At 72.2% G+C, this 11,239-nt stretch carries 7 protein-coding genes; all 7 read right to left on the bottom strand.

What is annotated here, in order from left to right:
* Nucleotides 1–47: 47 nt before the first annotated feature.
* The 7 genes from ACIQVI_RS18515 to ACIQVI_RS18485 all read right to left on the bottom strand — a co-directional run bounded on the left by ACIQVI_RS18515 (nt 48) and on the right by ACIQVI_RS18485 (nt 11,161).
* Entirely contained in the window at nt 48–551 is a 504-nt protein-coding gene (locus ACIQVI_RS18515) for a flavin reductase family protein (RefSeq protein WP_161372388.1), read from the bottom strand.
* Between the two features lie 407 nt (nt 552–958).
* Nucleotides 959–2,209 (bottom strand): ROK family transcriptional regulator, encoded by a 1,251-nt coding sequence (locus ACIQVI_RS18510; RefSeq protein WP_403596709.1) that lies wholly within the window; start codon nt 2,207–2,209, stop codon nt 959–961.
* A gap of 555 nt (nt 2,210–2,764) precedes the next feature.
* Nucleotides 2,765–4,354, bottom strand: coding sequence for a phosphoglycerate dehydrogenase (serA, locus tag ACIQVI_RS18505; RefSeq protein ID WP_351969318.1), 1,590 nt, complete (start codon nt 4,352–4,354; stop codon nt 2,765–2,767).
* Nucleotides 4,355–4,590: 236 nt separating this feature from the next.
* Nucleotides 4,591–5,592: a ketol-acid reductoisomerase gene (ilvC, locus tag ACIQVI_RS18500; RefSeq protein WP_030222543.1), complete on the bottom strand. Its 1,002-nt coding sequence runs from the start codon at nt 5,590–5,592 to the stop codon at nt 4,591–4,593.
* Between the two features lie 94 nt (nt 5,593–5,686).
* Complete coding sequence (gene ilvN, locus ACIQVI_RS18495) at nt 5,687–6,214, bottom strand: acetolactate synthase small subunit (RefSeq protein WP_121833425.1); 528 nt, start codon at nt 6,212–6,214, stop codon at nt 5,687–5,689.
* Between the two features lie 37 nt (nt 6,215–6,251).
* A complete protein-coding gene (locus tag ACIQVI_RS18490; RefSeq protein ID WP_351969317.1) occupies nt 6,252–8,099 on the bottom strand; it encodes an acetolactate synthase large subunit in 1,848 nt (615 codons plus the stop codon).
* Nucleotides 8,100–8,326: 227 nt separating this feature from the next.
* A complete protein-coding gene (locus ACIQVI_RS18485; RefSeq protein ID WP_403596703.1) occupies nt 8,327–11,161 on the bottom strand; it encodes a putative bifunctional diguanylate cyclase/phosphodiesterase in 2,835 nt (944 codons plus the stop codon).
* Nucleotides 11,162–11,239 lie beyond the last annotated feature (78 nt).

The following is an 11,239-nucleotide window of genomic DNA, read 5'->3' as shown; positions in this document are numbered from 1 at the left end:
GCTCGGGGCGGAGGCGGAGGCGGAGGAGCGGAGGCGGGGAGGGGAGGTCAGAGCGAGTGGTACGCGCCGTCGTGGAAGAGCAGCGGGCGCCGGTCCGCGTCCTGCCAGGCGTCCACGACGCGGCCGATGACGATCCGGTGGTCGCCCGCGGGGACCAGCTGCTCGATGTCGACGCGCAGCCAGCCGGTGACGCCGTCGAGGACCGGGTCGCCCTGCGCGAGGCGCCGCCAGCCGGTGGGGCGGGCGAACCGGTCGATGCCGCTGGTGGCGAAGCGCCTGGCCAGGTCCTCCTGTTCGGCGCCGAGGAAGTTGACGACCGCCGACGTGGCGCGCCGCAGGTGCGGCCAGGAGGAGGAGCGGGTCGCGATGCCGAAGGAGAGCAGCGGCGGTTCGAGGGAGAGGGAGGTGAGCGAGGTGGCGGTGAAGCCGACGGGTCCGGCGCCGGCGTCCGCGGTGACGACCACGACACCGGCCGGGTAGGCGCGGAACGCCCGCTTGAAGAGGCCGGGTTCGAGGCCGGCGGCGGGTTGCGAGGACAAGGAGACGGTCATGTTTCCCCCGGGCGACGGAGAGGGACGGGCAGGACGGACGACGGCACGGCGGAGCCGGGCGGGGCGGTGCGGGGGCACGGCGACGGCGCCGGAAGGGCCGGAACGCCCCGCGCGCGGAAAAGGGCGCGCGGGGAAAAGGGCGAAGGAAGAACGGGAGCGGGATCCGGGAAGAACGCTCGGATCAGCAGGCTCGGCAGGGACAACAGGAACGCCGGGTGCGCGCCGAATGCGGCACGTGGCGTCGGGTCCTCTGCGGGCTGCTCATGAATCCATCTTCCCGGCCCCGCTCGGAGCCGGTCAACAATGCAACTCTCTGAATTAAGTCGGTATTCGCCGGGCGTACGACCGGGGCTCCCCCGGCGCCACGACACCCGCCGTCACGACACTCGCCGTCGGGACGCCCACACTCAGGACACGGCGGGCAGCGCGGGCCAGGGTGCGAGCGGGTCGTCGTGCAGGGCTCCGAGGGCGACGGCCGGTCCGGCGGTGGCCAGGACGTGGCCGGTGAAGCTGCTGGGCACGACGGCCCGCTCGGGGTCGTCGCAGACCAGGGACCGTTCGGCCGCGGCGGCCCGCAGCTCGGCCAGGCAGGGGTCGAGGCGGCCGGAGCTCGGTTCGACGACGACGAGGACCTCGGGGTCGAACATGTCGAGGAGGACGGCCGCCGCCCTGCCGACGGTCCGGGCCCGCCGGCGGAACACCGAGACCGCGGTCTCCTCCCCCTCCACCGCCCGCTCCAACAGCTCGGGGAAGGTGTCGACGCGGAGGCCCTGCCGGGCGGCCCGGAGCAGCATCGCGGGCTCCGACACCTCGGACTGGAGGCAGCCGGGGACGCCGCAGACGCACGTCGCGCCGCCGTCGCCCGTGCCCACCGGGAGGTGGGCGACGTTGCCCGCGCCGAACCGCGGCCCCTGGTGCACCGAGCCCGAGGAGACGAAGGCCGCGTCCACCACGTTGCCGACGAACAGCACCACCGCGCTGGCCCGGGTCGACGCGACGCCGATGAGCTGCTCGGCGCGGGCGAGGGCGCGCGCGTGGCTGTCGACGTGGACGGGGAGCCCGGTGGCCCCGGCGAGCACCTCCCGGACGGGGACGTCCCGCCAGCCCAGCTGGGGGTGGTGGACCACGACCCCGGCGGCCGGGTCGACCCAGTGGCCGGTGGCGAAGCCGAGGGCGAGCGCGGTGCGGCCCGCGCCGTGGGCGGCGAGCATCCGGCGCAGCCCCTCGGCCACCCGGCCCAGGACGTCGGCGGGTTCGGTGCTGGTGTGCGGGAGGCGCTCCTCGGCGACCGGGTGCCCCCGCAGGTCCATGAGGGCGAGCGTGGTGTGGGTGACGGCGACGTGCGCGCCGGCGATGAGGTAGCGCGCGGTGTCGATCTCGACGGGGATGTGGGGGCGGCCGAGCCCCCGGGGCCCGGCCGTCTCCGGTCCCTCCCGGACGAGTCCCCGGCCGATCAGGACGCCGCAGTGGCCGGTGACCGAGGCGGGCGAGAGGCCGGTGAGCCGGGCGATCGTGCTGCGGGCGACCGGGCCGTGGTCGAGGATCGCCCCCAGGACGGCGCCGGTGCTGGAGGTGCGCCGCGGCGGGACGGCCGCGGACGGTATGTCCGAGCGGCGCAGGGGGGCGGTGCGGGAGGAGGACATGCGCGTTCTGTCCACGAGGGCCTTCTTCGGGTCCGTTGCGGTGGTACGCGTACCGCGGCACCCTCCCCGTCCCGGCCGTGCGGGTGCGGCGGAGGGGGAACGGCGCACCGGAAGGCCGGGGGTGGGGGCCGGTTCCGGAGGCGGGCGTACGCTCGGAGCTCCCGGAGGGGAGCGCTGGCTCTCACCCGAGCGCCGGCGCGGCGCGGCCCCTCCGCTCCCGGACGTCCCCGGGTACGGGTCGGGATCCGCGCGGTCTCCGCCGTGCGCTCACGGGCCTACCGACACGCGGCGGAGCACACGCGCTTCAGGTCCACGTGACCTCGTGTCGTCAGAAGCGCGGAACGGTGCATGGCGCGCAACATAGCCGGAGTGCCGCAAGACGGTCAATCGACGGCCCGCATCATGGGACGCCCCGGACCGGATGCCGAAACGACCTGATGGATCGTCAGTCACACTCCCCCGCTGGCCCCTTGGGATCCTCGCGCGAAAGGTCCCGGAAGCACCGCACCCGGCCGCCCGCCGCTCGTACGGAACGAGCGGCCGGTGACCGGGTGCGGATGCGGGAACGCGTCAGATCAGGTTGACCGAGCGGGCCGAGGTGGCGCCGATCTCGGCCGAGATCTCCGTGAGCACCGCCGCCGGGACGGTGTCGTCCACGGTGAGCACGACGAGCGCCTCGCCGCCCTCCTCCGCGCGGGAGACCTGCATCCCGGCGATGTTCAGACCGGCCTCGCCGAGGATCCGGCCGACCGTGCCGACGACACCCGGGCGGTCCTCGTAGCGCAGCACGACCATGTGGTCGGCGAGCGCCAGGTCCACGTCGTACTCGCCGACGGCGACGATCTTCTGGAGGTGCTTGGGGCCGGCCAGGGTGCCGGAGACCGAGACCTCCTCGCCGCTGCCGAGGGTGCCGCGCACGGTGACCACGTTGCGGTGGTCGGGCGACTCGCTCGACGTGGTCAGGCGCACCTCGACGCCGCGCTCCTGCGCGAACAGCGGGGCGTTGACGTACGACACGGTCTCGTCGACCACGTCCTCGAACACGCCCTTGAGCGCGGAGAGTTCGAGCACCTTGACGTCGTGCTGGGTGATCTCGCCGTAGACCTCGACGTCGAGCCGGGCCGCGACCTCGCCCGCGAGGGCGGTGAAGATCCGGCCGAGCTTCTCGGCGAGCGGCAGACCGGGCTTGACGTCCTCGGCGATGACGCCGCCCTGGACGTTGACCGCGTCCGGGACCAGCTCGCCGGCGAGCGCCAGGCGCACCGAGCGGGCGACGGCGATGCCGGCCTTCTCCTGGGCCTCGTCCGTGGAGGCGCCGAGGTGCGGGGTGCAGACGACCTGGTCGAGCTCGAAGAGCGGGGAGTCCGTGCAGGGCTCCTTGGCGTACACGTCGAGGCCGGCGCCGGCGACCCGGCCCTCCTTGAGCGCCGAGTACAGCGCCTCCTCGTCCACGATCCCGCCGCGCGCGGCGTTGACGACGCGGACGGAGGGCTTGACCTTGTGCAGCGCCTCGTCGCCGATGAGGCCGAGGGTCTCCGGGGTCTTCGGCAGGTGGACGGTGATGAAGTCCGCGACCTCCAGGAGCTCGTCCAGGGTCAGCAGCTTCACCCCCATCTGGGCGGCGCGGGCCGGCTGCACGTAGGGGTCGTACGCGACGATCTTCATGCCGAAGGCGGACATGCGCTGGGCGACCAGGACGCCGATGCGGCCGAGGCCGACGACGCCGAGGACCTTCTCGCTCAGCTCGACGCCGGTGTACTTGGAGCGCTTCCACTCGCCGTTCTTCAGCGCCGTGTTGGCCTGCGGGATGTTGCGCGCGGTGGCGACGAGCAGGCCGCACGCGAGCTCGGCGGCGGTGACGATGTTGGACGTCGGGGCGTTGACGACCATCACGCCGGCCTTGGTGGCGGCGGAGACGTCGACGTTGTCCAGGCCGACGCCGGCGCGGGCGACCACGCGCAGCTTCCGGGCGGCGGCGATGGCCTCGGCGTCGACCTTGGTGGCGGACCGGACCAGGATCGCGTCCACGTCCGCGATGGCGGGGATCAGTTCGGCGCGGTCGGCGCCGTTGCAGTGCCGGATCTCGAAGTCCGGGCCCAGCGCGTCGACGGTGGCGGGCGACAGCTCTTCAGCGATGAGTACGACAGGTTTCGAGCTCACGTGAGTCCTCACAGATCCAGTGCGGACGGCCGTCCCGACGGCCGCAGGCGGTGGAGGGGGCTTGCCGCGTGAAAGCGCACGACGCTGTGGGCCTGACGCGTATGTTGTTCAGAAGTGTAGTGGTGCGCGGACGCCGCTCGTGCGCCTCGTCGGCAGGATCACCCGTCCGTGTTGGACGGCGTGTCCAACGACGGGGAACAGGGCCGGACAGCGCGTCCGGCCCCGCCCCGGAAGGCTTACGCCTCCTCGTCGTTCACCCAGCTCATGAGCTTGCGCAGCTCCTTGCCGGTGGTCTCCAGGAGGTGCTGCTCGTCCTGGGTCTTGTACTCGTTGTACTTCTTCAGACCGCCGTGGTACTCGTCCATCCAGTTCTTGGCGAAGGTGCCGTCCTGGATGTCGGTGAGGACCTTCTTCATCTCGGCCTTGGTGGCGTCGGTGATGATCCGCGGGCCGGTGACGTAGTCGCCCCACTCGGCGGTCTCGGAGACGGACCAGCGCATCTTCTCCAGGCCGCCCTCGTACATGAGGTCGACGATGAGCTTCAGCTCGTGCAGGCACTCGAAGTAGGCGATCTCCGGCTGGTAGCCGGCCTCGACCAGGGTCTCGAAACCGGCCTTGACCAGCGCCGAGGCACCGCCGCAGAGGACGGCCTGCTCGCCGAAGAGGTCGGTCTCGGTCTCCTCGGTGAAGGTGGTCTTGATGACGCCGGCGCGGGTGCCGCCGATGGCCTTGGCGTACGAGAGCGCCAGGGCGAAGGCGTTGCCGGTCGCGTCCTGCTCGACGGCGGCGATCGCGGGGACGCCGCGGCCCTCCTCGTACTGGCGGCGCACCAGGTGGCCCGGGCCCTTGGGGGCGACCAGGGCGACGTCGACGCCGGCCGGGGGCTTGATGAAGCCGAAGCGGACGTTGAAGCCGTGCGCGAAGAACAGGGCGTCGCCGTCGTTCAGGTTCGGGGCGATCGACTCCTCGTAGACCTGGGCCTGGATCGGGTCCGGGATGAGGATCATGATGACGTCGGCCTCGGCGGCGGCCTCGGCGGGCGTGACCACGCGCAGGCCCTGCTCCTCGGCCTTGGCCTTGGACTTGGAGCCCTCGTGCAGGCCGACGCGGACGTCGACGCCCGAGTCGCGGAGCGACAGCGCGTGGGCGTGCCCCTGGCTGCCGTAACCGATCACCGCGACCTTGCGGCCCTGGATGATGGACAGGTCGGCGTCGGCGTCGTAGAACAGCTCGGCCACTGGGATTCTCCTTGGTGTGCTGGTGTTGCGTCCCACCGTACGGCGGGCGGGGGAAGGAAGGTCGTGCGGTCTCGTCAGACGGACCGGTCGGGGCTCAGGCGGAACGGTCGAGGGCCCGCAGGGACCGGTCCGTGATGGACCGGGAGCCGCGCCCTATGGCGATCGTGCCGGACTGGACGAGCTCCTTGACGCCGAACTGCTCCAGCATCTTGAGCATGGCGTCCAGCTTGTCACTCGAACCGGTGGCCTCGATGGTGACGGCCTCGGGCGAGACGTCCACGGTCTTGGCGCGGAAGAGCTGGACGATCTCGACGATCTGGGAGCGGGTCTCGTTGTCGGCGCGGACCTTCACCAGGACGAGCTCGCGCTGGATCGCGGCGCTGGGCTCGAGTTCGACGATCTTCAGGACGTTGACCAGCTTGTTGAGCTGCTTGGTCACCTGCTCCAAGGGCAGTCCCTCGACGTTGACCACGATGGTGATGCGGGAGATGTCGGGGTGCTCGGTGACGCCGACGGCGAGCGAGTCGATGTTGAAGCCGCGGCGGGAGAAGAGGGCGGCGATCCGGGCGAGGATGCCGGGCGTGTTCTCGACGAGGACGGAGAGCGTGTGCTTGGTGGACATGTCTGGGTCTCTTCCTTTTCGCTGTCGCTCTGCGTGCTCAGTCGTCTTCGCCGTCGCCGAAGTCGGGGCGGACGCCCCGGGCGGCCATGACCTCGTCGTTGGAGGTGCCGGCGGCGACCATCGGCCAGACCTGCGCGTCCTCGTGGACGATGAAGTCGACGACGACCGGACGGTCGTTGATCGCGTTGGCCTCGGCGATGACCTTGTCCAGGTCGGCCGGGTCCTCACAGCGCAGCGCGACACAGCCCATGGCCTCGGAGAGCTTGACGAAGTCCGGGACGCGGGTGCCCTTGTTCGCCTTCTGCTCGTCCGGTCCGGAGTGCAGGACGGTGTTGGAGTAGCGCTGGTTGTAGAAGAGGGTCTGCCACTGGCGGACCATCCCGAGAGCGCCGTTGTTGATGATGGCGACCTTGATCGGGATGTTGTTCAGGGCACAGGTGGTGAGTTCCTGGTTGGTCATCTGGAAGCAGCCGTCGCCGTCGATCGCCCAGACGGGACGGTCGGGCAGGCCGGCCTTGGCGCCCATCGCGGCGGGGACCGCGTAGCCCATCGTCCCGGCGCCACCGGAGTTCAGCCAGGTGGCGGGCTGCTCGTAGTCGATGAAGTGGGCGGCCCACATCTGGTGCTGGCCCACCCCCGCGGTGAAGATCGTGCCCTCGGGGGCGAGCTGCCCGATGCGCTGGATGACCTGCTGCGGCGAGAGACTGCCGTCCTCCGGCAGGTCGTAGCCGAGCGGATAGGTCTCGCGCCAGCGGTTCAGGTCGCTCCACCAGGCGGTGTAGTCGCCCTTGTTGCCCTCGCTGTGCTCGGCCTGGACGGCCTGGACCAGATCGGCGATGACCTCGCGGGCGTCACCGACGATCGGGACGTCGGCGGCGCGGTTCTTGCCGATCTCGGCCGGGTCGATGTCCGCGTGGACGATCTTCGCGTACGGGGCGAAGCTGTCGAGCTTGCCGGTGACCCGGTCGTCGAAGCGGGCACCGAGGGCGACGATCAGATCGGCCTTCTGGAGCGCGGTGACGGCGGTGACGGAGCCGTGCATACCCGGCATCCCGACGTGCAGCGGGTGACTGTCGGGGAAGGAGCCCAGGGCCATCAGGGTGGTGGTGACCGGGGCGCCGGTCAGCTCGGCCAGGATCTTCAGCTCGGCGGTGGCGCCGGACTTGATGACGCCGCCGCCGACGTACAGGACGGGCCGCTTGGCGGCGCTGATCAGCTTGGCCGCCTCGCGGATCTGCTTGGCGTGCGGCTTGGTGACCGGGCGGTAGCCGGGCAGGTCGGTCTGCGGCGGCCAGGAGAAGGTGGTCTTCGCCTGGAGGGCGTCCTTGGCGATGTCCACCAGGACCGGGCCGGGGCGGCCGGTGGAGGCGATGTGGAAGGCCTCGGCGATCGTCCGCGGAATGTCCTCGGCCCTCGTCACCAGGAAGTTGTGCTTGGTGATCGGCATCGTGATGCCGCAGATGTCCGCCTCCTGGAAGGCGTCCGTGCCGATGGCCTTGGAGGCGACCTGGCCGGTGATCGCGACGAGCGGGACGGAGTCCATGTGCGCGTCGGCGATCGGGGTGACCAGGTTGGTCGCGCCGGGGCCGCTGGTCACCATGCAGACGCCGACCTTGCCGGTCGCCTGGGCATAGCCGGTGGCCGCGTGGCCCGCGCCCTGCTCGTGGCGGACCAGGATGTGGCGCACCCGCTGCGAGTCCATCAGCGGGTCGTAGGCCGGGAGGATGCAGCCGCCGGGCAGGCCGAAGATGGTGTCCGCGCCCACTTCCTCGAGAGAGCGGATGAGGGACTGCGCGCCCGTGACGTGCTCGACGGGGGTGGGCAGCGCGCCGTTACGGGGCCGCGGCTGCGGATGGTGCCCGGTGGCCTGCTCGGTCATCAGCATCTCTTCTCGAAGCAGAGGGTTTTTGCGAGGTGTTCTACGAGGGTTTGCGGCGATTTCAAAGGGAGCCGGTGCAACAAAAAACCCCTCGTGCCGTGAGGCAAGCGAGGGGAGCGCGTCGGGTGCGTTCTAAGCGGGCCTGTGGTGACCCCGCTTCAGCCGACGCGCTTTCCAAGTACGAGAATTCGGGTGCGCATGGCACTGACCCTCCCCCTCAGCCCGGTTCACTGTCAAGTGGGTGGGACGGGCGTCTCATTATGTGAGCCGATCGGGGGACGGTTTCCGACACGTACGGGGACCGCTCCGGGCAGCGGGTATTCGTCCCGGACCAGGGCCCTGCGCAGCCGGTACTCGTCGAGCGGGCCCGAGAAGGCCATGCCCTGGGCGTGGGTGCAGCCCATGGCGCGCAGGGCGACGACCTGCTCCGGCACGTCCACGCCGTCGGCGACGGTCCGCACGCCCAGGTCCCCGGCGATGCGGAGCACGCCCCGGGTGATCTTGCGGAGCCGGGCGGACTCGACCACGCCCTCGACGAGCCCCCGGTCCAGCTTCAGCATGTCCACGGGGAGCCGCCGCAGCGCGTTGACCGCCACGTGTCCGCTGCCGAAGCCGTCGAGCGCGATCCGCACCCCGAGCCTGCGCAGGGCGGCCAAGCGCTGCTCCAGCTCGTCGAGCGGGATCCGGGGGTCGCTGTCGGCGAGCTCGACGATCAGCGAGCCGGACGGCAGGCCGTGCCGGGTGAGCAGGGACTCGACGGAGCCGAGCGGCAGCGAGCGGTCCAGGAGGCGCCGGGCGGAGAGCCGGATGGAGACGGGGGTGCGATGGCCGATTCCCGCCCGTTCGGCGGCCTGCTCCACGGCCTCTTCGAGGAGCCAGCGGCCGAGCTCGGCGGTGCGCTCGCCGTCGTCGGTGACGCGGAGGTACTCGGCGGGGGTGAAGAGGATGCCCTGGGCGGAGCGCCAGCGGGCCTGGGCGCTGACGGCGGCGATCCGGCCGGTGGCCAGGTCGACGACCGGCTGGTGGAGCAGGGCGAACTCGCCGTCGTGGAGGGCGGTGCGCAGCCGGGCGGCCAGCTCGGTCCGCCGGACGACCTCGGCCTGCATCTGGGGGGCGTAGAGCTCGACGCGGTCCTTGCCGGCGGCCTTGGCCCGGTACATGGCGAGGTCGGCGTTGCGCAGGAGGTCCCCGGCGTCGACGCCGGGCTCGGCGAAGGCGACGCCGATGGAGGCGGCGACCCGCACCTCCTGGCCGCCGTCCAGGCGGTACGGCCGGGAGAGCGTGAGCCGGAGCCGGTCGGCGATCTCCTGGACCTGGTTCCGGCGGGCCGTCCGGTCGCGGCCGCCGTCGCCGAGGATGAGGGCGGCGAACTCGTCGCCGCCGAGCCGGGCGGCCGTGTCCCCGGCCCGTACGGAGTCCTGGAGGCGGCGGGCGGCCTGGACGAGGAGCTCGTCGCCCGCCTGGTGGCCGAGCCGGTCGTTGACCCCCTTGAAGCCGTCGAGGTCGATGAAGAGCACGGCGGTGCCGGGGTCGGAGGAGCGGCGGCCGCCGAGGGCCTGCCGGACCCGCCGGGTGAAGAGGGCGCGGTTGGGCAGGTCGGTGAGCGGGTCGTGCTCGGCGTTGTGCTGGAGCTGGGCCTGGAGGCGGACGCGTTCGGTGACGTCCCGGCTGTTGAAGATCAGGCCGCCCTGGTGCCGGTTGACGGTCGACTCGACGTTGAGCCAGTCCCCCCGCCCGGAGCGGAAGCGGCACTCGATCCGGGTGGTGGGCTCCTCGGCGGGCGAGGCGGCCAGGAAGCGCCGCACCTCGTGGACGACGGCGCCGAGGTCCTCGGGGTGGATGAGGGCGGCGAGTTCGGTGCCGATCAGCTCGTCGGCGTCCCGCCCGTACACCCCGGAGGCGGCCGGACTGACGTAGTGCAGCCTGCCGTTGGGCGCGGCGATCATGATGACGTCGCTGGAGCCCTGCACGAGCGACCTGAAGTGGTTCTCCTTGTGGGCCAGTTCGTGGGTGAGGGCGATGTTGTCGAGGAGCATGATGCCCTGCCGCACGACGAGGGCGAGCACCACCGCGCAGCCGGTGAGGACGACGACGCGGTCGACCCGGCGCCCCTCCACCACGTTGTAGAGGATGCCGAGGGTGCAGACGGCGGCGGCGAGGTACGGGGTGAGGGCGGCGAGCGAACCGGCGACCGGACGGCTGTGCAGCCCGGGGCCGCGCGCGGCGACCGCGCCGTCCGGGAGCCGGCGCACCCCCCAGGGCGCGTAGGCGAGCAGCAGGGAACCGGCGAACCAGCCGGCGTCCAGGAGCTGGCCGGAGGCGTAGTTCTCGCGGAGCAGCGGCGAGGTGAAGAGGGCGTCGCACAGGACGGTGAGGGCGAGGGCGGCGATCGCGGTGTTGGTCGCGGAGCGGTTGGCCTGCGAGCGCCGGAAGTGCAGGACGAGCACCATGCTGACGAGGACGATGTCGAGCAGGGGGTACGCGAGGGAGAGCGCGGCCCGGGCGACGGACTCGCCCTCGAAGTGGGCGTTGCGGGCGAGGGCCAGGCTCCAGGAGAGGGTGAGCAGGGAGCCGCCGATGAGCCAGGTGTCGAGCCCCAGGCAGACCCAGCCGGCCCGGTTGGCGGGTTTCTTGGCCAGGACGAGGAGGCCGACGATGGCGGGCGGCGCGAAGAGCAGGAAGAAGAGGTTGGCGACGGAGAAGTCCGGCACCTCGGTGCGCAGGACGACCTCGTACCAGCCCCACACCGCGTTCCCCGCGGCGGCCATGAACGAGGAGAAGGCGAAGAGCAGCCAGGCGGGGCGGGCGCTGCCGCGGTGGGCCCGGGCGTAGAGGTAGCAGGAGACCGCGGCGGTGAGGGCGGCGGCGCTCAGTCCGAAGTCGCCCATGAAGAGCGCCATCTCCGGGGAGCCCCAGCCGAGGGAGGCGCCGGTCGTGTAGCCCGCGCAGAGGAGCCCCAGGGCGATCTGGGCGAGGACCGCCCCGGTGCCGGGGCGGCCGGGTGCCGGGGGCCCCGGATCGCCGTCGCCGACGGGGCGGCGCGCGAGGACGGCCCCGGGCGCGCTCACCGGGCCCTCCGGCGCCGGGCTCCCGCACGCGGCCGCGTCGTGCGGCCGGGCGGGCGGCTCGTCGGCACGCCCGGGGGC

This window comes from Streptomyces sp. NPDC098101 (assembly GCF_044760185.1).
Taxonomy (GTDB): Bacteria; Actinomycetota; Actinomycetes; order Streptomycetales; family Streptomycetaceae; genus Streptomyces.
This window is presented reverse-complemented; position numbering and strand designations above follow the sequence as displayed.

What these genes read in the sequence shown, in the direction of transcription:
- ilvN (WP_121833425.1), bottom strand. Translation starts at nt 6,214, where the DNA reads ATGTCCACCAAGCACACGCTCTCCGTCCTCGTCGAGAACACGCCCGGC.
- ACIQVI_RS18515 (WP_161372388.1), bottom strand. Translation starts at nt 551, where the DNA reads ATGACCGTCTCCTTGTCCTCGCAACCCGCCGCCGGCCTCGAACCCGGC.
- ACIQVI_RS18490 (WP_351969317.1), bottom strand. Translation starts at nt 8,099, where the DNA reads ATGCTGATGACCGAGCAGGCCACCGGGCACCATCCGCAGCCGCGGCCC.